Below are 21840 nucleotides of genomic sequence, written 5' to 3' on the forward strand. Positions count from 1 at the left end.
AGGCGGGGTCAGAGGAGGGCGAGCTCGCTGCAGGCGGGGCAGAGGCTGTCGCACACCTCGGCCTGCGGTGGCCAGGGGACCTCCTCGTCGCGGGCGACGTAGACCCCGCAGAGCGCGGTGCGGCCGCGGGCGCCGCTCAGGCCGAGGGTCGCGTGCGCGGGGCCGATCAGCCGCGCCTGCCGGCCGGCCGGGTCGCTCAGCGACCCGACCATCAGCACGGCGCGGGCCGTGCGGTAGGTGAAGCCCATGGACCCAAGATGTGAGACGGCGGCGTCCCGGTGGGGAGACACGCCCACCGGGACGAACCGCCGGCCCCACGGGACTCCTGGGCCCCAGCGGACGGTGCTCCGGCGGGACGACGTCCCGCCGGAGCACCGTCGCCGTCGGCCTCCCCCTCACCGACGGCGCCGTCCTGCGGCGTCAGCGGCGGTCGGTGCCCCGGGTGATGCCGTCGGTGTCCGTGTCGATCTGCTCCTTGCGCACCGTGTCGGTCACCTGCTGCTGCTCGGTGACCGTCTCGGTGTCCAGGCGGACGCGCTCGACCGGCACGGCCTCCTTGTCGACCACCGGGCGCTCGGCGTGCAGGACGACCTCGTGCTCCTCCTCGGAGATCGCCGGGCCGTCCAGCGCCGCGCCGACGTTGCCGTCGGTGATCGGCTCGCGCTCGATCCGCACCTCCTCGCGGGAGACCGGGACCGTCGTCGTCACGTCCTCGGTGACGACGTACTTGCGCAGCCGGGCGCGGCCCGCCTCGACCCGCTCGGTGCCGACGTTCAGCCGCTCCTCGGAGCGGGTCATGGCGTCGTCGGTGGTCGGGCCGGAGGTGTCGTGGCCGACGGTGCGACCCTGCAGGTCGTCCCGCACGCCGTCGCCGTCCCGGTCGCGACCCAGGCCGGTGCCGGCGGTGATGCCCTGACCGGCGGTGCCGGTGGTGGTGTCGTAGCCCGCGTTCGTGTCGTGGCCCGCGTTCGTGTCGTGGCCCGCGTTCGTGTCGTGGCCGGCGGTGCCGGTGCCCACGCCGTAGTAGCGGTAGAGCTGCTCCTCCTGCTCGGGGGAGAGGTGGCCGTCGGCGTCGACGCGCGGGGCGTCCTTGACCTTGGCCTTCTGGTACGGCACGCGCAGGGTGCCGTCGGCGATCTGCGCCTCGGCCAGCGGCACGAAGGTCTCCGAGGTGCCGAACAGGCCGGTGGAGACCGTGGCCCACTCCGGGCGGCCGGTCTGGTCGTCGAGGTAGACCTGGCCCACCTTGCCGAGCTTGTCGCCGTCGGTGTCGATGGCGTTGCTGCCGATGATGGTGCCGATGTCCTGCTGCGAGATCACGGGCGTCCTCCCAGTTCGTGGTTCTGGTTGTCTCGGACGGCTGGGCCGAGCCCGTCGTCCGTTTGCTGAATGGTTGTGTAGCCGCGTTGTTTACGTCGTAAACGCGGGGCCGGGTCATTTTGGACGTCGTGTGCGTCCGGGACGACCGACGGCGCCGCTCCGGACCTCCGGAGCGGCGCCGCCTTCCTTCGTCACCTGCCCACGCGGGGCCGTGATCACTCACGGCCCCGCGTGTTGCTCAGTGCGAGAGCGCGGCCGCGCGCTGCGCGCTGCCGGCGTCCTGCTGGCCCGGGCCGGCGTTCGACCCCGACGCCGGCTCCTCGAGGTCGTGCGGGTCGAGCATCGTGGACTCGTCGAACGGCGCCCGGCCCGACAGCGCGGCGTCCAGCTGCGGACGGTCGAGCTCCTTGGTCCAGGTGGCGACCAGCACGGTGGCGACCGCGTTGCCGGCGAAGTTGGTCAGCGCCCGGGCCTCGGACATGAACCGGTCGATGCCCACGATGAACCCGACGCCGTCCAGGAGCTCCGGCTTGTGGGCGGCGAGCCCGCCGGCCAGGGTGGCCAACCCGGCGCCGGTGACCCCGGCGGCGCCCTTCGAGGCGATGATCATGAAGGCCAGCAGCCCGATCTGCTCCCCGAGGGACAGCGGGTCGCCGAGCGCCTCGGCGATGAACAGCGAGGCCATGGTCAGGTAGATCGCCGTCCCGTCCAGGTTGAACGAGTAGCCGGTCGGCACCACGATGCCGGCCACCGGCTTGCTCACCCCGGCGTGCTCCATCTTCGCGATCAGCCGCGGCAGCGCCGTCTCCGAGGACGACGTGGAGACGATGAGCAGGAACTCCCGGCCCAGGTAGCGCAGCAGGCTCCAGATGTTGACCCCGGACACCAGCCGCAGCAGCAGGCCCAGGACGACGAAGACGAAGGCGACGCAGGTGGCGTAGAAGCCCAGCATGATGATCGCCAGGCTCTTCAGCGCGTCCATGCCGGTCTCGCCCACGACCGCCGCGATCGCCCCGAAGGCGCCGATGGGGGCCACCCACATGACCATGGCGAGCACCCGGAAGACCAGCTTCTGGAGGTGACCGATCCCGCGCAGGATCGGCTCGCCCGCGCGACCCATCGCCTGCAGCGCGAACCCGACCAGCAGCGCGACGAGCAGCGCCTGCAGCACCGATCCGTCGGTGAGGGCGGAAAGCAGCGTGGTCGGGATGAGGCCGAGGAGGAAGTCGGTGGTCCCACCGCTCTCCTCGGCGGTCGAGGCGAGCTCCGCACCGCGGCCGGCCAGCGACTCGTTGAGCTGCAGGCCCTCCCCGGGGTGCAGGAGGTTGCCCACCACGAGGCCGATGGCCAGCGCGACGGTGGACATCAGCAGGAAGTAGCCGAGCGCCAGGCCGCCGACCCGGCCGACCTTGGAGGCCTGCCGGATCGAGCCGATCCCCAGCACGATCGTGCAGAAGATGACCGGCGCGATCAGCATCTTGATCAGCCCGACGAACGCGGTGCCGATCCACTTCAGCCCGGTGGCGAACTCCGGGAAGGCGAAGCCGACCGCGATGCCGAGGGCGACGGCGGCGATGACGGCGATGTAGAGCCAGTGCGTGCGGTCCCGCCGCCCAGCCCGGGGGCTGGTGGCTTCGGTGCCTGTGGCCATGACTGCTCCTGTGGGATCGGCCGGGGGTGCGCGGGCCCCGGGGAGGTGGTGCGGCGAACTCTCCGGGAGCGGGTGACGGGGGTCACGCTTCCGTTCATTACGTTCACCGGGACCCGCTGCAGCCCCGGCGGGCGGGACACTCGACGCGTGCCGAAGCGCCGGTCGTCGTCCGTCCGCGGCCGCCGGGACCCCAGCCTGGCCCGCCGGTTGCTCCTGCTGCAGGCGCTGGTCGTCGTGGTCGTGGTGCTGACCTCCGCCGCCGTCGCCTGGATCGACGCCCGGCAGGCGGTCCGCGAGCAGGCGGAGGCGCGGGCGACGGCGGTGGTCGAGGCGCTGCGGGCCTCGCCGCTGGTCCTCGATGCGGTCCAGGGCCCCGACCCGACCGCGGTGCTGCAGCCCTACGTGGAGCGGGTGCGCGCCGGGGCCGGCGTTGCCTTCATCACCGTTCTGGCCCCCGACCGCACCCGGTACACGCACCCGGACCCGACGCAGATCGGCCGGCCGTTCCTCGGCACCGTCGCGCCCGCCCTCGCCGGCCGGACCTTCACCGAGACCTACACCGGCACGCTGGGCCCGTCGGTGCGGGCCACCGGCCCGGTGGTCGGACCTGGCGGCGACGTCGTCGCGCTGGTCTCCGCGGGCATCACCGTCGACCGGATCGGGAGCGACCTCGCCCGCGCGCTCCCCGGCGTCGTGGGCACCGCCCTGGCCGCCCTGGCCGTCGGGGCGGCCGGCAGCTGGGCGCTGTCCCGCCGGCTGCGGCGCCAGACCCACGACCTGTCCGCCCGGGAGATCGGCCGGGTGCTGGAGTACCACGAGGCGGTGCTGCACGCGGTCCGCGAGGGGCTCCTGCTCGTCGACGGGGAGCGCCGGGTGCAGCTGGCCAACGACGAGGCACGCCGGCTGCTCGCGCTCGACGACGACCCCACCGGCCGGCGGGTCGAGGACCTCGGGCTGCCCGCCGAGCTCACCGAGCTGCTGCTCGGGCAGGCGCCGGCCGTCGACGAGGTGCACGTCACCGGCACCCGCGTGCTGGTGGTCAACCAGGCCGCCACCCGGCCGGGCGGGCAGCGCGCGGGCACCGTGGTCACCCTCCGGGACCACACCGACCTGCAGGCCCTGACCGGTGAGCTGGACAGCGTGCGCGCGTTCGCCGAGTCGCTGCGCGCCCAGGCGCACGAGGCCGCCAACCGACTGCACACCACCGTGTCGCTGGTGGAGCTCGGGCGCACCGGGGAGGCCGTGGAGTTCGCCACCGCGCAGCTGGAGAGCGCGCAGCGGCTCACCGACCGGGTCGTCGCGGCGGTGGAGGAACCGGTGCTCGCGGCCCTGCTGCTCGGCAAGGCCGCGGCCGCGCACGAGCGCGGCGTGCAGCTCGAGATCGACCCGGTCACCGCCGTCGGGACCACCGGGCTGCCGGCCGGCGACCTGGTCACCGTCCTCGGGAACCTCGTGGACAACGGCGTCGACGCGGCGCTCGCCGGCGACCCGCCGCGGGAGGTGCACGTCGCCGTGTGGACCGAGGGCGACCGGCTGGAGATCCGGGTCGAGGACACCGGGCCGGGCATCCCCGAGGAGCACCTGGCGCACGTCTTCGAGCGCGGGTGGACGACCAAGGAGTCGTCGGCCGCCCCCGCGGGACTCGGGCGCGGACTCGGGCTGGCCCTCGTGGCCCAGACCGTGCGCCGGCTGGGCGGGACCCTCACCGCCCGGCCGGGTGCCGGCGCGCTCTTCGAGGTGTCGTTGCCGCTGCGGACCCCCGCGGAGCTGGCCCGGTGACCATCGCGGTGCTCGTTGTGGAGGACGAGCCGGTGGCCGCCGAGGCGCACCGCGCCTACGTCGACCGCACCCCGGGGTTCGTCACCGCGGCCGTGGCCGGCACCGGTGCGCTCGCGCTGGACGTGCTGGCCCGGGTGCCGGTCGACCTCGTGCTGCTGGACATGAACCTGCCCGACACGCACGGGCTGGACCTGTGCCGGCGGATCCGCGGCGCGGGCGCCGACGTCGACGTGCTGGCGGTGACCTCGGCGCGGGAGCTCGCCACCGTGCGCGCGGCCGCGGCGCACGGCGTCGTCGGCTACCTGCTCAAGCCGTTCACCTACCCGGCGCTGCGCGACCGGCTGGCGGCCTACGCGGAGTACCGCGACCGGCTGCGCGGGGGAGGGGAGGTGACCGGGCAGGACGACGTCGACCGGGCGCTCGGCTCGGCCCGCCCGTCGCGGTCGGCCCCGCTGCCCAAGGGGATGGGCCGCGAGACGCTGGCCACGGTGGTGGCCGCGCTCCGCGGCGCGCAGGGGCTGTCCGCGGCCGAGCTCGCCGCGGCGGTCGGGGTCTCCCGGATCACCGCCCGCCGGTACCTGGAGTACCTCGCCGACGGCGGCCTCGCCGACCGGGTGCCGCGCTACGGCGGTGCCGGCCGGCCGGAGCACGAGTACCGCTGGCGCTGAGCGCCGCCGCGGCGTGCTCGGGTCGGCCCGTCAGGAGTGGTCGCCGTGCCGGCCGAGGGACTCCACGGGGGTCGCGCCGGGGCGGGTCCACTGCGGTACCGGGCGGCTGGTCGGGCCCCAGGTGGCGTTCCCGTCGGCGTCCGTCCGCCAGTACCAGCACGCGTCGCCGCCCTGCGGCCAGCCCTCGGGCTTGTCCTCCCACGCCTCGCCGCGGCCGTACGGCGTCATGTCGAGCAGGCCGAACGACCCGTTGGCCGGCTCGATGCCCCGGCCCGTCGTGGAGTAGGTGAGGAAGGCGCGGTCGCCGTCGCGGAGGAAGCAGGTGAGGTACCCCATCTCGCCGCCGACCGGCTCCTCGACCCCGCGGACCGAGTACCAGGGCTGGGTGTAGCCCATGAACGCGACGAAGGAGGCCACCTCGTCCCAGTGGCCGGTGGTCACGACGGCGAAGGAGACCCCGCGGGCGTTGAGGTAGACGGCGTCCGGCACGTGCCAGGCCGCGTCGGTGCAGCCCTCGCACTGCCCCTGGTGGGGCGCGCCGTCGTACCACATGTGCTTGTAGACCACGAGCTCGTCGCGGCCCTGGAACAGGTCCAGGAACGGGACCGGGCCGTCGGGTCCGACGACCTCGACAGACCCGTCGAACTCCACCATCGGCAGCCGGCGGCGGGCCGCGGCGAGGGCGTCCCCCTCGTGGGTGTGCGCCTTCTCGTGGACCAGGAGCTCGTTCCGGGCGGCCTGCCAGGTGGCCAGGTCGACGACGGGCGGGCGGCCGGGCGGCGCCGTGGCCGGGTTCCTCGGCGTGGTCGTCATGGCGTCCTCCGTGGAAGGTCGAGCCGGGCAGCGGCGCCCGGCGTCCTGGGACACCGGAGAGGACCGCCGACCCGGCCGGAACTCATCGCGGCGGGGCGGCAGCTCAGAGGTCGGCGACGGCGCCGTCGGAGTTCTGCGCCTCGTGCAGCACCCGCTCCAGCCGGTCGAGCAGGTTCTCCAGCGACTCCTCGAACTCCGCCGCCGACCTGTCCTGGCCGAGCAGCGGCTCGGTCCGGGTCAGGTGCGGATAGGCGCGGAGGTCGGTGCGCCGCCGGGCGCCCGGGTCGCCCTCCGGCTGGTCGAGCAGGCTCACCTGGGCGCCGATCTGGGTGACCTCGAGCAGCAGGTGCCCGAGCAGGAAGCTGGAGTAGGCGCGGTAGGCCGCGACGGCGGCCTGGTCGGAGAACCCGGCGCCGGACAGCGTGCCGAGGAAGGACTCGACGATCCGCAGGCTGCGCAGCGGGGGGCGGACCCAGGGCGCGGCGGGCGGGCGGCTGGCGATGAGCGGGAACACCGACGGGTGGGCCAGCGCGATCCGGCGCACGCCGTGGCCGAGGCGCATCAGGTAGTCCTGCCAGCCGGCGTGGTCGTCGAGGAAGATGTCGTCGCCGTCCTCGGCGTCGAAGAGGGTCTCGACGACGGCGTCGACCACCCCGTCGAGCAGGTCCTCCCGGCCCGGTACGTAGCGGTAGAGGGCCATCGCCTCCACGCCCAGCGAGGACCCGAGACGCCGCATGGTGAGCGCGGCCAGCCCGTGCGCGTCGATGAAGTCGATGGCGGCCTGCACGATCCGCTGCCGGTCGAGGCCGCCCGGACGGGTCAGCTGGGCAGCCGCCTCGCCACCCTCCTGGACGGCGATCAGGTCGGGGTCGCGTGCGTCGTCGCTGGTCGTCGCCACTGGTCTTCTCCCTGCAGGTCGCGTCCATGGTCCGCCCCGGTGGGCGGTCGGCGCGGGTCCGGGTGGAGGCGTACCCCGACGGGGGCAGGTATGCGTGACGGAGCTCACCGCTAGCCGGAGTGCTTGCTGCAGTTAGCGCAGGGGGTGGGCGGGGAAAGGCAGGGGAGTCAGGTCATCCGCCGATCCCGAGGAGTTCCTCGTGCCCGACACCACCGCCCTGATCACCCAGCTCCGCGCGCTGCTGATGCTGACCCAGACCGAGGAGCAGATCGCCCGGATCCGGGTCGCCCAGGCGCGCACCGACGCGGTCCGCCGGGAGCTCCAGCAGAACGCCCACCACGCCGCCGAGCGCAGCACCGCCATCGCCGAGCAGCTCCGCGCCCTCGGGGGGGTGGCCGACGTCGTGACCCCGGCCGTCGGCCGGCTCGCCGCCCTCGTCAAGGGCACCGTCGAGCAGGCCGGCCCGATCGACGAGGCGCTGCTGGGCGACCTGCAGCTGGAGCACCAGCTGCTCGACCGCGCCACCTACCTGAAGGTCCTCGCGCAGGTCGCCAGGGAGCCGGAGGTGGAGCGGCTCGCCGAGCGGCTCATCACCGCGCACAGCGCCACGGTGGAGTGGCTGACCGTCGTCCTCGCCGAGGAGGCCCTGGGCGGCCCGGCCGCGCTGCAGCCCACGCCCTTCCAGCGGGTCGCCGGCGGTGCGGCGCGGCTGGCCAACCTGCCCGTCCGGTTCGCCGCGAACACGGTCAACCGGGCGATGGACACCGCCCAGCACGCGGGCGAGCAGACCGGCGGGACGCTGACGACCGTGGTCGACGACGTCCGGCACCGGGCGGGCGCGCTCACCGACGCCGTCCGCGAGACGGTGGACGCCGGCCGGTTGACCGCGCTGCGCCGGGCCGAGCGCGTCGCCCAGCAGGAGGGCGACGACACCGCGGCCGAGGCCGCCGCCGCGACCCGCCGGGAGCTGGGCGACCTGACCGCCGACGAGCTGCCGATCAAGGGCTACGACTCGATGAGCACCGCGCAGATCGCCACGGCGGTCGAGGACGTCACCGAGCCGGAGGAGCTGGATCTGCTGATCCGGTACGAGGAGACGCACAAGAACCGGTCGAGCGCCGTCAGCGCCATCCAGACCCGGCTGGCCGCGCTCGCCAAGGAGGCGGTCGGCATCGACAGCTGACCGCGCCGCCCGGTCGCGGGGTCCGCACGCACCGCCAGGACCGACCGCGACCGGGACGATGAGGTGGGTCACGAACCGGTTGCGAGCGGAACGACCGGGCAAGGCTGTGTCTCATGAGCACAGTTCCCGAGGTCGCCATCACCCCCGAGGTGCTGGAGAGCGAGTTCTCGCTCGTGACCGCCGTGACCCGGCTGGACTTCCTCAGCCGCCGCGACAACGTCGTCATCGACAAGCCCGTCGACACCGTCGAGGACGACGACGACTGGATGAGCCTCCGCAGCATCGGCACCTCCCTGGACGCCGAGGAGGCCCTCGAGCTGCTGGCGCTCGGCGAGGTGGTCGCGCGGAAGGCGCACGGCAGCCGGAACCTCGGCATCTGGGCGGCCCTGCGCGGTGGGTCCGACTGGAGCCGGATCGCCGCGGCGCTGGGCACCACGCCGGCGCAGGCGTGGGACGAGTACGCGGTGTGGCTCGACGCGCAGGAGGCGGCCCGCGCCGCCGGGGACCCCGACGCGCTGGACGCCGCCACGGTCACGGTCGCCCGGGAGCGGGCCGGCCGCCGCCCCGCCGTCCGCCGTCCGTAGCAGCCGGCACCGTTCGACCGGCCGCCGCCGGGAGCCCCGCTCCCGGCGGCGGTCCTGCGTCCGGGGGCCGTCCTGCGCCACGGGGGCCGTCCTGCGTCCGGGGGCCGTGGCAGGCGCGACCGGCGGGACCTCGGCGGGGGTGGTCTGATGGGGCCACCCCCACGGCGAGGAGGCCCCGACATGCCGCAGGTGACGCTGGCCTACGGGCGGACCGGGCTCCCGGTCGACGTCCCGGAAGGCGCCTCGGTCATCACCCCCGTCCAGCACCCGGCGGCGGCCGACGTGCCGGCCGAGCTGCGCCGGGCACTGCGCAGCCCGGTGAGCGGGGCGCCGCTGCGCGAGCGGGTCCGCCCGGGGCAGACCGTGGCCATCTCCGCCTGCGACGGCACCCGCGCGCAGCCGCGGCACCTGATGATCCCCGCCGTCCTCGAGGAGCTCGACGGGATCGTCGACCTCGACGACGTCGTCGTCCTGGTGGCGACCGGCACCCACCGCGCCAACACCGAGGCGGAGCTGCGGGCGATGTTCGGCGACGAGGTCGTCGACTCGGTGCGGATCGTCAACCACGACTCCCGCGCCGCGGACACGCACCGCTGGATGGGCACCTTCGGCGACGGCGTGCCGGTCTGGCTGAACGAGCAGTGGGTCGACGCCGACGTCCGGATCACCACCGGTTTCGTGGAGCCGCACTTCTTCGCCGGCTTCTCCGGCGGGCCGAAGATGGTCGCGCCGGGGCTCGCCGCGCTGGACACCGTGCTCGTGCTGCACGACGCGAAGCGGATCGGCGACCCGCGCGCGACGTGGGGCGTCACCCAGGGCAACCCGGTGCACGACGACGTCCGGGCGATCGCCGCGGCCACCGGCGGCGTCACGTACTCCTTCGACGTCGTGCTCAACACGCGGCAGGAGGTCATCGAGGCGTTCGGGGGCGACGTGCTGGAGATGCACGCGACGGCGATCGAGCGGGCCCGGGCGGTGGCGATGGCCCCGGTGGAGGCGCCCTTCGACGTCGTGGTGACCAGCGGCGCGGGCTTCCCGCTGGACCAGAACCTCTACCAGTCGGTGAAGGGCATGTCGGCGGCCGCGCAGGTGGCCCGCCCCGACGGCCTGATCGTCTGCGCCGCGGAGTGCGTCGACGGGTTCCCGGACCACGGCTCCTACCGGGAGGTGCTCACCTCCGCGGAGTCACCCGAGGCGCTGCTCGAGCTGATCTCGGCCCGCGAGCAGACGGTGCCCGACCAGTGGCAGGTGCAGATCCAGGCCCGCATCCAGTCCGCGCACCGGGTCGTCATGCACACCTCGCACCTCAGCGACGCCCAGCTCGCGGAGGTGCACCTGAGCCAGACCGACGACATCGCCGCCACGGTGGCCGAGGCGGCCGGCGCGGCCGGCCGTGACGCCCGGGTGTGCGTGCTCCCGGAGGGGCCGCAGACCATCCCGTATGTCCGCGGCTGAGGCCTGCGGGGATCACTGCCCGGCAGGGGCGGGCAGGAGGACGGCCTGGTCGGGGTAGCACCAGGCCCAGTGCTCGGCCGGCTCGGCGGAGGCCACCACCGGGTGCTCGGTGGCCTGCCAGTGCGCGGTCGCGTGCCGGTTGGGGGAGGAGTCGCAGCAGCCCACGTGGTCGCAGGCCAGGCAGCGCCGCAGGTGCACCCAGCGGCCGCCGGTGCGCACGCAGTCCTCGCAGACGTCCCCGGGGCGCGGCTCCACGACCAGGCCGCCGGCGTGCCCGCACGCGACGCCGTCCTGCGCCTGCCAGCTGGTCATGCCCGCCTCCTCGGGAGCTTGACGCAGAACGTCGTCCCGCCCGCGCCCGTGGTGTAGGTGAGCTCCCCGCCGTGCCTGCGGCGCACGATCCGGTGCGCGTTCTCCAGGCCCAGCCCGCTGCCCTGACCGGCGGGCTTGGTGGTGACGAACGGCTCGAACAGCTGCTCCCGCACCGCCTCGGGGATGCCCGGACCATCGTCGGTGATCTCGACGTAGACGGCGTCGTCGTCGGCGCGGGTGCGCAGGGTCAGCACCCCGGAGCCGTCCATCGCGTCGGCGGCGTTGTCGATCAGGTTGGTCCACACCTGGTTGAGCTCGGCCGGGTAGCCGGGCACCCGCGGCAGGTCGGGGTCGTACTCGCGGCGCACCTCGATGCCGCTGAGCTTGCGGGCGAGCATCACCAGGGTGCTCTCCAGCCCCGGCTTGAGCTCGACGTCCTGGTGCCGGGCCTGGTCGAGGTGGGAGTACTGCTTCACCGCGCCGACCAGCGAGGAGATGCGGGTCGTCGCCTCCTCGATCTCGTCCATCAGCGCCTCGGTCTCCAGGCTGTAGCGCAGCCAGCCGAAGGCGGCGTCCCACTCCAGTCCCGAGTCGACCTGCTCCACCACCTCGTCGACCCAGTCCGCGTCCATGCCGGCGGCGGCGAAGACGGGCGCGAACTCGTACGCGTGCGAGACGCCGACCTCCTCCAGCCGGTCGGCCAGCGCGTCCTCGAGGTCGCTCTCCGCCAGCGCGGAGAGCTCCGTGCGCGGCTTGCGCGACCGCTCCACGGCCGCCTCCTGGGTGCCGACCAGCCGGGACACCAGCTCGGGGGACAACCCGCCCTCGGCCAGGAGCTTGAGCTTCGAGCGCATCCCGGCGACCCGGGAGCGCAGCTGCTCGGTGGCCCGCACGGCCGCCGCCGCCGGGTTGTTCAGCTCGTGGGCGAGGGTGGCCGACAGCTGGCCCAGCTGGACCAGGTGCTGCCGCTGGCGCATCGTCGACTCGGTCGCCCGCACGCCCTCGTAGATGCCGTCGAGCAGGTGCACGGCCATCGGGCACTGCCGGTGCACCAGGTCGGCGAAGTCGTCGGCCGGCAGGCGCAGGAAGCGGCTGGGCCGCGTGGTGCGCAGCGTCGTCTGGTAGTTGGGGTCGCGGCTGCGCGTGAAGGCCCGCACCGCGCCGGCGTAGGAGCCGCGGTGGGTGGAGTCGTTGAGGACGACGTCCTCCCCGTCGGTGGACTTGGACAGCAGCAGCCCGCCGTCCAGCAGCACGTAGAGGGCGTCGGACGGCTCGCCCTCGGCGAAGACGACGACGTCGCCGTCGTACACCCGCACGTCGGAGCGCTCGGCGACCCACTGCTGGTCCTCGGCGGCCAGCTCGGCGAACAGGAACAGGCTGCGGACCTCGTCCAGCTCGACGGCCATCTCAGATCGCCTCCAGGTAGCGGTGCACAAGGGTCACGGCCATCGCACCCTCGCCGACGGCCGACGCCACCCGCTTCACCGACTCGGCACGGACGTCCCCGGCGACGAAGACCCCGGGCACCGAGCACTCCAGGTGGTACGGGGCGCGGGACAGCGGCCAGCCCGCCGGCGGCCGGCCCTCCGGGTCCAGCAGCGCGGGCCCGGTGCGCAGGAACCCGCGGTCGTCCCGGTCGAAGGCCTCGCCCAGCCAGTCGGTGAGCGGCCGGGCGCCGATGAACACGAACAGCCGGGACGCCGGCACGGTCCGGGTGGCGCCGGTGACGGCGTCGGCGAGCACCAGCCGCTCCACGTGCTCACCGCCCTCGACGGCGGCCACCTCGGTGCAGGTGCGGACCTCGATGACGTCCGAGGCCTCGATCCGGGCCACCAGGTACTCGGACATGCCGCGCCGGATGTCCGGACCGCGGCAGAGCATCACCACCCGGCCGGCGAACTTCGCGAAGTGCAGCGCCGCCTGGCCGGCGGAGTTCGCGGCCCCGACGACGTAGACCTCCTCGCCGCGGCAGTCCATCGCCTCGTGCGGGTCGGCGCCGTAGTAGACGCCGCGGCCGGCGAACTCCTCGGCGCCCCGCGCCGGCAGCCGGGCCCAGGAGACGCCGGTGGCCAGGACGACGGCGTGCGCGGTGACCTCGCTGCCGTCGGCGAACCGCAGCACCCGCCCGTCGCCCTGCGGCGCGATCTCGGTGACCTCGGCGGTGGTGAGCACCTCGACGCCGAACTTCACCGCCTGGTCCCGGGCCCGCTGGGCGAGCTCGGCACCGGAGACGCCTCGGGGGAAGCCCAGGTAGTTCTCGATCCGGCTGCTCGTGCCGGCCTGCCCGCCGGTGGCGGTGCGCTCCACCAGCAGGGTGCGCAGGCCCTCGCTGCCCGCGTACACGGCCGAGCCCAGCCCAGCCGGCCCGCCGCCCACCACGACGACGTCGTAGAACGGGCTGCCGGCGCTGGTCGACAGCCCGCAGGCGTCGGCCAGCGCGCGCGGTGTCGGCCGGCTGAGCACGGTGCCGTCGGGGAGGATCGTGGCTGGCAGCCGGGCGTCGTCGGTCAGCTCCGCGGCCAGGCGCATCGCCGCCGCGTCCTCGCCCTGCACGTGCCGGTAGGGCACCTGGTTGCGGGCCAGGAACTCCTTGAGCTCCTGCGTCTCGGCCGACCACTGGTGGCCGAGCAGGCTCACGCCCTCGAACGGCGCCCGCGCGGTCCGCTTCCAGTCCTCCAGCAGGTCGTCCAGGACCGGGTAGAGCAGCTCCTCCGGCGGGTCCCAGGGCTTGAGCAGGTAGTGGTCGAGGTCGACGTCGTTGATCGCGCGGATCGCGGCGTCGGTGTCGGCGTAGGCGGTGAGCAGCACGCGCCGGGCGGTGGGCGCGAGGTCCATCGCCTGCTCCAGGAACTCCACGCCGGTCATCCCGGGCATCCGGTGGTCGGCCAGCAGCAGCGCGGTGGACTCCCCCCGGGCGGTCAGCTCCCGGAGCACGGTGAGCGCGTCGGGGCCGCTCTCGGCGCGGACCACGCGGTAGCGGTCGCCGTAGCGACGGCGCAGGTCACGGGCGACGGCACGGCTGACCGCGCGGTCGTCGTCGACGGTCAGCAGGACGGGTCGAGCGGGCACAGGACCTCCGGTCGGCGCCGCAGGAACGCCCACCCCGGCAGGCGGGCCCCGGTGGCCGCCCCATCCAACCCCGCCGGCGCGGGGCACCGGAAGGCCTCGCCGCGCCGTGGTCTGGCAGGCCGGCCCGGGGAGCGGGAGGGTGGCCGGCATGACATCCGCGACCACGTGCCCCGCCCTCCTGGCCGGAGACCGCCGATGACCGCCCCGACGGAGGTCCTGGACTGGTGGGAGCGCGGCGAACGGCATCTCGGGACGGCGCTGGGCCGGCTGACCGACGAGGAGTTCGACGCGGACTCGCTGCTCGCCGGCTGGTCCCGGCGGCACGTGCTCGCCCACCTGGTGCACGACGCCGACCGGCTGGCCGCGGCGCTCGCGAGCGCCCGCTCCGGCGCGGAGCCGCCGGCCGCCCCGGCCGACGGTGCCCCGCTCGAGCAGGTGGAGGCGCTGCCGCCGGACCAGCTGCGGGCCGCCGTCCTCGCCGCCACCCAGCGGCTGGCGGAGGCGGTGCGCGCGATGCCCGACCCCGCGTGGTCGGCGCAGCTGCGCGGCGCGGACGGGCACGAGACGTCCGCCGCGGAGGCGCTGTGGCGGCGCTGCCGGGAGGCCTGGGTGCACGCGGTCGACCTGGCCGCCGGGATCACCTTCGCGGACGTCCCCGACGACGTCCTCGCCGCCCTCGTGGACGACGTGTTCCGCACCTGGGACGCCGCGGACCGGACGCCCGACGTGGTGCTGTTCGCCGGGGACCGCGAGTGGGGCACCGGCGCCCTCGCCGTCGCGGGCCCGCTGGCGGCGGCGACCGCCTGGGTGACCGGGCGCGACGCGGGGGAGGACCTGCAGGCCGACGGCCCGCTGCCGACCCTGGCGCCCTGGATCTGACGTCCGCGGTCGCCCGTGTCGAAATCCGGGCCGCCCGATCGTCGGAACGGTAGAGCGGGGTCGCGCCGGTCGACAGGATCGGCGGTCCACGGCTCGGCTCCACCGACACGAGGAGCAGCACATGCGGTTCATGGTGATCGTCAAGGGCAACGAGGACACCGAGCGGGGCGTCCTGCCGACCGAGCAGGAGCTCGCGGAGATGGGTGCCTACAACGAGGAGCTGGTCCGGGCCGGGGTGATGCTCGCCGGTGAGGGGCTGCACCCGAGCTCGCGGGGTGCCCGCGTTCGGTTCGCCGCGGACGGCTCGGCCACCGTGGTCGACGGCCCGTTCGCCGAGACCAAGGAGCTGGTGGCCGGCTTCTGGATCCTGCAGGTCTCCTCCCGCGAGGAGGTGCTGGAGTGGGTGAAGAAGGCGCCCTTCCGTAGCGGCGAGGTGGAGGTGCGCCAGGTCTTCGAGAGCGACGACTTCGGGGACGCGATGACCCCCGAGCTGCGGGAGCAGGAGGACCGCATGCGGGCGACGGTCGCCGAGCAGCAGGGCTCGTGAGCACCTCCTCGGCCGGGCCGGCGGCGGTCGACCCCGACGTCGTCCGGCGGACGGTGGACGCCGTCTGGCGGATGGAGTCCGCCAAGCTGGTCGGCGCGCTCACCCGGGTCACCGGGGACGTCGGCCTGGCCGAGGAGCTCGCCCAGGACGCGCTGGTGGCCGCGCTGGAACGCTGGCCGCAGACCGGGGTGCCCGACCGGCCCGGCGCCTGGCTCACCGCCACCGCCAAGCACCGGGCGATCGACGCCTTCCGGCGCGCGCGGCGGCTGGCCGACCGGACCGAGGCCCTCGGCCGGGAGCTGGTCGAGGTCGAGGAGCCGGACTGGGCGGCGGCCCTGGACGAGGTCGTGGCGGACGACGTCCTGCGGCTGGTGTTCATCTCCTGCCACCCGGTGCTGGCCCGGGAGGCGCGCGTGGCGCTGACCCTCCGGCTGGTCGGCGGCCTGGCGACCCCGGAGATCGCGCGCGCCTTCCTCGCGCCGGAGGCGACGGTGGCGCAGCGGATCGTGCGGGCCAAGCGGACGCTCACCGCCGCCCGGGTGCCCTTCGAGGTGCCCACCGGTGCCGAGTTCACCGCCCGGCTGTCCTCGGTCCTCGAGGTGCTCTACCTGGTGTTCAACGAGGGCTACGCGGCCACCGGCGGCGCTCAGTGGACCCGGCCGGACCTCTGCGCGGAGGCGCTGCGGCTGGGCCGGGTGCTGGCCGAGCTGACCCCCCACGAGCCCGAGGTGCACGGCCTGGTCGCACTCATGGAGATCCAGGCGTCCCGGCTGGGCGCCCGCACCGGCCCGGGCGGCGAGCCGGTGCTGCTGCTGGACCAGGACCGCGGCCGCTGGGACCGGGTGCTGATCGGCCGGGGGCTGGCTGCGCTGGAGCGGGCCACGGGGTCCGGCCGGGCGCTGGGCCCCTACTGCCTGCAGGCGGCGATCGCCGCCTGCCACGCCCGTGCCCGCACCGCGGCGGAGACCGACTGGGCGCGGATCGCCGCGCTGTACGAGGCGCTCGCGGAGCTGACGCCCTCGCCGGTGGTGGAGCTCAACCGGGCCGTGGCGGTCGGGATGGCCTACGGGCCGGCGGCCGGGCTGGAGCTGGTCGACGCGCTGACCGACGTCCCGGCGCTGCAGCGCTACCACCTGCTGCCCAGCGTGCGGGGCGACCTGCTGGTCAAGCTCGGCCGCCCTACCGAGGCGCGGACCGAGTTCCTCCGGGCGGCGTCCCTGACCCGCAACGAGCGCGAGCAGGCGCTGCTGCTGGACCGCGCCGCCTCCTCCGCCGGCCCACCGGCCTGAGCCGGCCGCTCAGCCGACCGGTCGGATCGTCCGCGGCATCCGCAGCGCGGCGACCAGCGCCAGCCCGACGACGCCGGCGCTCACCCCGAACGCCCACTGGTAGGACATCTCGTCGGCGAGCCAGCCGGCGACCAGGGGGCCGGTGATCGCGCCGAAGTCGGCGACCATCTGGAAGACGGCGACCACCCGTCCGCCCCGGGCCGGGCTGACGTCGCCCACCACCGCCGCCGGAACGCTGGCCAGCAGGGACGCCGCCAGCCCGAACACCGCCATGGACGTGAGGAACACCGCGGTGACCGGCGGCAGGACCAGCAGGACGAGCGAGGCGGTCGCCAGCGCGGAGCCCAGCACCAGCGAGGGCCGCCGTCCCCACCGGTCCGACAGCGTCCCGGCGCGCAGCAGCCCGAGCGCCTGCGCGACGGAACCGGCGAGCAGCCCCGCCCCGGCCCAGGCGGCGGTCAGCCCGAGCGCCTCCGTGACGTACAGCGGGACCAGCGAGTTGCGGACGCCGAACAGGACCCAGCCCACGCCGAGGTTGGCCACCAGCGCCGCCACGTAGGCGCGCGACCGCAGCGCCGCGCGCACCCCGGCGGGGTCCGGTGCCCGGGCGCCGGCCGGGTCTGCGCCGCCGCTCGCGCCGAGCCCCGGACCCACCGGGTCGCCGGCCGGGGTCGGGTGCTGCCCGGGCCGGGGCCGCAGGAACACCAGCGCGACGGCGCCGGCGACCAGCAGGAAGCCCGCGTACACGAAGAAGGGCAGCCGCGGGGAGACCTCGGTGAGGAACCCGCCGGCTCCCGGGCCGGCGATGCCGCCCAGGATGAAGCCGCCCTGGTAGGTCGCCGCGGCGCGGCCGCGCTGGTCGGCCGGCGCCGTGCGCAGCAGCAGGGACAGCGACGCGACGGTGAACATGGCGCTGCCCAGACCGCCGGCGCCGCGCAGGGCCACGAACACCGGGAAGCTGCCGGCCAGGCCGGCCGCGCCGGTGGTCACCGCGACGATCACCAGGCCCGCGGTCAGCACGGTCCGCTCGCCGGCCCGCTCGACCAGGGCGCCGCCGGCGAAGGCGGAGACGAACCGGAAGAACGCGAACGCGCTCACCGCCAGCCCGACCGCCGTCGTCCCCACGCCGTAGGACCGGGCGAACAACGGGATGGCCGGCGCGACGACGCCGAAGCCGAGGGCGACGACGAAGGCGACGGCCGCCAGCGCGCCGACCTCCCGGGGCAGAGCGGTTCCCCCGCGGCGTCGGCGCACGAGGAGGGATCCTCCCAGGCGGCGGAGGTCGGGTGGGGAACCCGTCGGTGCTCGTGCTCTGAGTGCCCGTGGCACTCGGAGCACGAGCGTCCGGACTCAGTCAGTCCAGGGGCTCGACGCGGCGGAGGAACGAGCGGACCGCCAGGTGGTGGGACAGCGGTTCGCGGTGCTCGTCGCACGCCGTCCAGACCTTCTCCCGGTCCGGGGTGTGGATCCGCGGGTTGTTCCACACCAGCCGCCAGCGGGCCGGGGCGCGGCAGCCCTTGCCCGAGCAGATCACCGGGAGCTCGCCGTCCGTCACGCCACCGAGTCTGACCGACCCGCGATCATCGGCCTCCCTGCTGGGTAGAGGGAGTGCATGACGGACACCAAGCCCCTCGCCCTGGTCACCGGTGCCTCCAGCGGCATCGGGTTCGAACTCGCCAAGCAGTTCGTCCAGCACGGCTACGACCTCGTGGTCAACGCCGAGGACGCCGGACTGGAGCAGGCCGCGACGCTCCTGCGCACCGACGGTGCGGAGGTCACCGCCGTGCAGGCCGACCTGCGCACGCCCCAGGGCATCGAGCAGCTGTGGACCCGGGTCCAGGCACTCGGGCGTCCCCTGGACGCCGCGGCGCTGAACGCCGGCGTCGGTGAGGGCGGTGCCTTCATCGACACCGACTGGGCGAAGGACCTGGAGATCATGCAGCTGAACGTCGTGTCGACGGCCGCGCTGATGAAGCTGGTCCTGACCGAGATGACCCGGCGCAACGCGGGCCGCCTGCTGGTGACCTCGTCGATCGCCTCCACCCAGCCCGGCTCGTACCAGGCCGTCTACAACGCCTCCAAGTCGTTCGTGCAGTCCCTCACCGAGGCGGTGCAGGACGAGCTGAAGGACTCCGCGGTCACGATCACCAGCTTGATGCCGGGTCCCACGGACACCCACTTCTTCGCCCGCGCCCACATGCTGACCACCGGGATGGGCAAGGGTCCGAAGGACAGCCCCGAGGACGTCGCCCGGCACGGCATCGAGGCGTTGCTGGCCGGGGAGAAGAAGGTCGTCGCGGCCTCCCTGGCGGTCAAGGCCCAGGAGGCGCTCAACCGGGTGCTGCCCGACTCGGTCAAGGCCGCCGGCAACCGGGTGCTGGCCAAGCCGCGGGACTGACCTCCCCCGATCGGGTCGGGGGAGGGCGGGCGCCGGGCCCGGATGGGCGAAGATCACCGCGTCCGCACGGTGAAACAGCAGGAGATCGATGTGAGCACCCCCGGCGGCCCGCAGCCGCCCGAGCAGGACCCCGACCAGCCCGGTCAGCCGCAGGGCTGGGGACAGCAGCCGCCGCCGGGGCAGCCGTGGGGCCCGCCGCCGGGCTGGGGGCAGCAGCCGCCACCGGGGCAGCCGTGGGGCCCGCCATCGGGTTCCGGCGCGCATGCCTTCGGTCACCTCGACCCGCAGAAGCAGCGCCCGCGCCGGTGGCTCACCCTGCTGGGGCCGGTCCTGGTCGCGCTGGTCGTCGTCCTGTCGCTCATCCAGTTCCTGGGTGGCGGCGACCCGGAGGCGGGTGACTGCATCCAGCAGTCGGGCGGCTCGGACTTCGAGACGGTCGACTGCGGGTCCGACGAGGCCGAGTACCGGATCGTCGGCACCGACGCCGACATGACCGGCGTCACCTTCGACCTGACCGACCCCGGGGAGCTGTGCCTGGACTTCCCCGAGGCCACCGCCGTGTTCTGGTACGGCTCCGACAACGAGTCCGACGGCACGGTCTACTGCGCCGTCGCCGCCTGACCGCCCGACGGCCCCCTCCCGGTCCCCGGGCACGGGGCGTCGCCGCGGGCTTCCGCCCAGCGGGAGGCGGGGCAGCGTCCCCGCCGGGGGTGGCTGGCACAGTGGGCACATGGACGACGTCGTCATCTGTTCCCCGGTCCGCACCCCCGTCGGCCGCATGGGCGGGGTCTTCGCCGGCCTGTCGGCCAACCAGCTCGCCGCGACCGCGCTGCGCGGGCTCGCCGAGCGCACCGGGCTGGGGGAGGGCGAGGTCGACGACGTCGTCCTCGGCCACTGCAACCCCAGCGGCGAGAACCCGGCGATCGGCCGGATCGCTGCGCTCGACGCCGGGCTGGGCACCGAGGTGCCCGGGCTCCAGCTCGACCGGCGCTGCGGGTCCGGCCTGCAGGCGGTCATCTACGCCGCCATGCAGGTGGCCGCCGGGGCCGGGAAGGTCGTCGTCGCCGGCGGCGTCGAGTCGATGAGCACCGTCGAGCACTACGCCCTGGGCCTGCGCACCGGCGTCAAGGGCGACGGGGTGATGCTGCACGACCGGCTGGCCCGCGCCCGCGAGACGGCCGGCGGGGTCGACCACCCGGTGCCCGGCGGCATGCTGGAGACCGCGGAGAACGTGCGCCGCGAGCACGGCATCGACCGGCTGGCGCAGGACGCCTGGGCGCTGCGCTCGCAGCAGGCCGCGGGGGCGGCGATCCGCGAGGGCCGCTTCAAGGACGAGATCATCGGGGTGGAGGTACCGGCCACCCGCAAGACGCCGGCACGCGTCGTCCTCGAGGACGAGCACCCCCGGCCGGACACCACGATGGAGGACCTCGCCAAGCTCCGCCCGGTCATGGGCCGGGTCGACCCGCAGGCCACGGTGACCGCCGGCAACGCCTCGGGGCAGAACGACGGTGCCGCCGCGTGCCTGGTCACCACCCGGGCCGAGGCCGACCGGCGCGGCTGGGAGCCGTTCGTCCGGCTGGTCGGCTGGTCGGTGGCGGGTGTGCCGCCGGAGACCATGGGCATCGGGCCCGTCCCGGCCACCACGGCGGTGCTCGCGCGCACCGGGCTGACCCTGGCCGAGATGGACCTCATCGAGCTCAACGAGGCCTTCGCCAGCCAGGTCCTCGCCTGCCTGGACGGGCTGGGCCTGGGCGCCGACGACCGGGAGCGGGTCAACGTGAACGGCTCGGGGATCTCCCTGGGCCACCCGGTGGGCGCCACCGGTGCGCGGATCCTGGCCACGCTCGCGCACGAGATGCGGCGCCGCGAGGCCCGCTACGGGCTGGAGACGATGTGCATCGGCGGTGGCCAGGGGCTGGCGGCGGTCTTCGAGCGGGTCGGCTGACCGGCGGGACGGCGGCCCCGTTCAGCCCGGCGGCGCCGTCGACGCGCGCTCGACCAGCACCGGGGCCACCAGCTCGGTGCCGGTGCCGGGGCCCCGGCCCTCCAGCTGGTCGAGCAGGACGGCCGCCGCGCGCTGGGCCAGGAGCTCGGCTCGGTTGTCGACGATGGTCAGCGACGTGGCCCCCCACCAGCCGAAGAACGGCTCGTCCTCGGTGCAGACCACCGACAGCTGGTCGGGGACCCGGATGCGGTTCCCGCTGACGACCGGCAGCGCCCCGAAGGACGCCTCGTGGTTGCTCACCAGCAGGGCGGTCGGGGGCTCCTCCGCGGCCAACACGGCCTCCATCGCCCGCCGGCCGAACTCGGCGGTGAACGGGCCGCAGTGCACCAGCTCGTCGCGGACCGGCACCGCGGCCGCCCGCATCGCGCCGACGAACCCCTGGTGGTGCAGATGGCCGGAGGTGACCCCGGGAGGCCCCTCGATGGCGGCGATCCTGGTGTGCCCGAGCCCCAGGAGGTGCTCGACGGCCAGCCGGCCGGCGGACTCGTAGTCCGCCATGACCGAGGGCGCCAGCGAGCCGGGCACCTGGCGGTTCATCGTCACGACCGCCCGGCCGTCGCGCACCAGGGCATTGACCAGCTCGGCGTTGGCGCCGGAGCCGGCGACGACGACCCCGTCGAACCGGTGGGCGGCCACCGTCTCCAGGAACTGGGCCTCCCGGGCCGGGTCGCCCTCGGTGGTGCAGACCAGCACCTGGTGGTCATGCGTGATGGCCCACGCCTGCAGGGTCTCGGCGATGGTGTGGAAGGTGGCGGTGCGCAGGTTGTTGACCACCAGCCCGAGCAGGCCGGTCCGCCGGGTGCGCAGCGCGCTGGCCATCCGGTTGGGCTGGTAGCTCATCGCCGCGGCGGCCGCCTCCACGCGGGCGCGGGTGCTGGGCAGGACGGCAGGGTGGCCGGACAGCGCGCGGCTCGCGGTGCTGGTGCTCACGCCCGCGACCGCCGCCACCGAGGAGAGCGTCGCAGGCATGCCTCCTTCATACCGGAC

Annotated in this window: 22 protein-coding genes; 11 read left to right on the top strand and 11 right to left on the bottom strand. The window is 75.0% G+C overall.

The window, feature by feature from the left end; genetic code table 11:
* Positions 1 to 8: 8 nt before the first annotated feature.
* The 3 genes from HL189_RS12885 to HL189_RS12895 form a co-directional block, all read right to left on the bottom strand.
* Positions 9 to 248 (bottom strand): hypothetical protein, encoded by a 240-nt coding sequence (locus HL189_RS12885; protein ID WP_369134105.1) that lies wholly within the window; start codon positions 246 to 248, stop codon positions 9 to 11.
* Between the two features lie 172 nt (positions 249 to 420).
* Complete coding sequence (locus HL189_RS12890; protein WP_369134106.1) at positions 421 to 1320, bottom strand: DUF2382 domain-containing protein; 900 nt, start codon at positions 1318 to 1320, stop codon at positions 421 to 423.
* A gap of 238 nt (positions 1321 to 1558) precedes the next feature.
* Positions 1559 to 2971: a cation:dicarboxylase symporter family transporter gene (locus HL189_RS12895; protein WP_369134107.1), complete on the bottom strand. Its 1413-nt coding sequence runs from the start codon at positions 2969 to 2971 to the stop codon at positions 1559 to 1561.
* A 147-nt stretch (positions 2972 to 3118) separates the two neighbouring features.
* On the opposite strand from HL189_RS12895, the gene HL189_RS12900 reads away from it, so the two are divergent.
* Positions 3119 to 4750 carry an ATP-binding protein gene (locus HL189_RS12900; RefSeq protein WP_369134108.1) on the top strand — a complete coding sequence of 544 codons (1632 nt, stop codon included), beginning with the start codon at positions 3119 to 3121 and terminating at the stop codon, positions 4748 to 4750.
* Positions 4747 to 5418, top strand: a complete 672-nt coding sequence (locus tag HL189_RS12905; RefSeq protein ID WP_369134109.1) for a response regulator — start codon at positions 4747 to 4749, stop codon at positions 5416 to 5418. Before HL189_RS12900 ends, HL189_RS12905 begins: the two co-directional genes overlap by 4 nt.
* A 30-nt stretch (positions 5419 to 5448) precedes the next feature.
* Here HL189_RS12905 and HL189_RS12910 read toward each other — a convergent pair whose 3' ends face one another.
* Together HL189_RS12910 and HL189_RS12915 are read right to left on the bottom strand one after the other, a co-directional pair.
* Positions 5449 to 6231: a DUF899 domain-containing protein gene (locus HL189_RS12910; protein ID WP_369134110.1), complete on the bottom strand. Its 783-nt coding sequence runs from the start codon at positions 6229 to 6231 to the stop codon at positions 5449 to 5451.
* A gap of 103 nt (positions 6232 to 6334) precedes the next feature.
* Positions 6335 to 7129: a TetR/AcrR family transcriptional regulator gene (locus tag HL189_RS12915; RefSeq protein ID WP_369134111.1), complete on the bottom strand. Its 795-nt coding sequence runs from the start codon at positions 7127 to 7129 to the stop codon at positions 6335 to 6337.
* A 199-nt stretch (positions 7130 to 7328) separates the two neighbouring features.
* Here HL189_RS12915 and HL189_RS12920 point away from each other — a divergent pair, with 199 nt between their 5' ends.
* The 3 genes from HL189_RS12920 to larA all read left to right on the top strand — a co-directional run bounded on the left by HL189_RS12920 (position 7329) and on the right by larA (position 10351).
* Positions 7329 to 8312, top strand: coding sequence for a ferritin-like domain-containing protein (locus HL189_RS12920; RefSeq protein ID WP_369134112.1), 984 nt, complete (start codon positions 7329 to 7331; stop codon positions 8310 to 8312).
* A 113-nt stretch (positions 8313 to 8425) separates the two neighbouring features.
* On the top strand, positions 8426 to 8896 hold the full coding sequence (locus HL189_RS12925; protein WP_369134113.1) for a hypothetical protein: 471 nt from the start codon (positions 8426 to 8428) through the stop codon (positions 8894 to 8896).
* A 180-nt stretch (positions 8897 to 9076) separates the two neighbouring features.
* Positions 9077 to 10351, top strand: a complete 1275-nt coding sequence (larA, locus tag HL189_RS12930; protein ID WP_369134114.1) for a nickel-dependent lactate racemase — start codon at positions 9077 to 9079, stop codon at positions 10349 to 10351.
* Between the two features lie 12 nt (positions 10352 to 10363).
* Here larA and HL189_RS12935 read toward each other — a convergent pair whose 3' ends face one another.
* The 3 genes from HL189_RS12935 to HL189_RS12945 are packed head-to-tail and all read right to left on the bottom strand — an operon-like array spanning position 10364 to position 13732.
* Positions 10364 to 10663, bottom strand: a complete 300-nt coding sequence (locus HL189_RS12935) for a UBP-type zinc finger domain-containing protein (RefSeq protein ID WP_369134115.1) — start codon at positions 10661 to 10663, stop codon at positions 10364 to 10366.
* Complete coding sequence (locus HL189_RS12940; protein ID WP_369134116.1) at positions 10660 to 12069, bottom strand: ATP-binding protein; 1410 nt, start codon at positions 12067 to 12069, stop codon at positions 10660 to 10662. The genes HL189_RS12935 and HL189_RS12940 overlap by 4 nt, the downstream gene beginning before the upstream one ends.
* A gap of 1 nt (position 12070) precedes the next feature.
* On the bottom strand, positions 12071 to 13732 hold the full coding sequence (locus HL189_RS12945) for an FAD-dependent oxidoreductase (RefSeq protein WP_369134117.1): 1662 nt from the start codon (positions 13730 to 13732) through the stop codon (positions 12071 to 12073).
* 195 nt (positions 13733 to 13927) lie between these two features.
* Between HL189_RS12945 and HL189_RS12950 the strand changes: the two genes are divergently transcribed.
* The 3 genes from HL189_RS12950 (at position 13928) to HL189_RS12960 (ending at position 16447) form a co-directional block, all read left to right on the top strand.
* Entirely contained in the window at positions 13928 to 14611 is a 684-nt protein-coding gene (locus HL189_RS12950) for a maleylpyruvate isomerase family mycothiol-dependent enzyme (protein WP_369134118.1), read from the top strand.
* A gap of 121 nt (positions 14612 to 14732) precedes the next feature.
* Positions 14733 to 15158, top strand: coding sequence for a YciI family protein (locus HL189_RS12955; protein ID WP_369134119.1), 426 nt, complete (start codon positions 14733 to 14735; stop codon positions 15156 to 15158).
* Positions 15155 to 16447 carry an RNA polymerase sigma factor gene (locus HL189_RS12960; RefSeq protein WP_369134120.1) on the top strand — a complete coding sequence of 431 codons (1293 nt, stop codon included), beginning with the start codon at positions 15155 to 15157 and terminating at the stop codon, positions 16445 to 16447. Before HL189_RS12955 ends, HL189_RS12960 begins: the two co-directional genes overlap by 4 nt.
* Positions 16448 to 16456: 9 nt before the next feature.
* Here HL189_RS12960 and HL189_RS12965 read toward each other — a convergent pair whose 3' ends face one another.
* Positions 16457 to 17701: an MFS transporter gene (locus HL189_RS12965; RefSeq protein WP_369134121.1), complete on the bottom strand. Its 1245-nt coding sequence runs from the start codon at positions 17699 to 17701 to the stop codon at positions 16457 to 16459.
* A 100-nt stretch (positions 17702 to 17801) separates the two neighbouring features.
* Entirely contained in the window at positions 17802 to 18002 is a 201-nt protein-coding gene (locus HL189_RS12970) for a hypothetical protein (RefSeq protein WP_369134122.1), read from the bottom strand.
* A 57-nt stretch (positions 18003 to 18059) separates the two neighbouring features.
* Between HL189_RS12970 and HL189_RS12975 the strand changes: the two genes are divergently transcribed.
* The 3 genes from HL189_RS12975 to HL189_RS12985 all read left to right on the top strand — a co-directional run bounded on the left by HL189_RS12975 (position 18060) and on the right by HL189_RS12985 (position 20793).
* Complete coding sequence (locus tag HL189_RS12975; RefSeq protein ID WP_369134123.1) at positions 18060 to 18845, top strand: SDR family NAD(P)-dependent oxidoreductase; 786 nt, start codon at positions 18060 to 18062, stop codon at positions 18843 to 18845.
* Positions 18846 to 18935: 90 nt separating this feature from the next.
* On the top strand, positions 18936 to 19466 hold the full coding sequence (locus HL189_RS12980; protein WP_369134124.1) for a hypothetical protein: 531 nt from the start codon (positions 18936 to 18938) through the stop codon (positions 19464 to 19466).
* A gap of 109 nt (positions 19467 to 19575) precedes the next feature.
* Positions 19576 to 20793, top strand: a complete 1218-nt coding sequence (locus HL189_RS12985; RefSeq protein WP_369134125.1) for an acetyl-CoA C-acetyltransferase — start codon at positions 19576 to 19578, stop codon at positions 20791 to 20793.
* A gap of 21 nt (positions 20794 to 20814) precedes the next feature.
* Here the strand turns inward: HL189_RS12985 and HL189_RS12990 are convergent, their stop codons facing one another.
* Positions 20815 to 21822 carry a LacI family DNA-binding transcriptional regulator gene (locus tag HL189_RS12990; protein WP_369134126.1) on the bottom strand — a complete coding sequence of 336 codons (1008 nt, stop codon included), beginning with the start codon at positions 21820 to 21822 and terminating at the stop codon, positions 20815 to 20817.
* Positions 21823 to 21840: the final 18 nt, after the last annotated feature.

It is taken from the genome of Modestobacter sp. I12A-02662, assembly GCF_041028325.1.
In the GTDB taxonomy this organism is placed as follows: Bacteria; Actinomycetota; Actinomycetes; order Mycobacteriales; family Geodermatophilaceae; genus Modestobacter.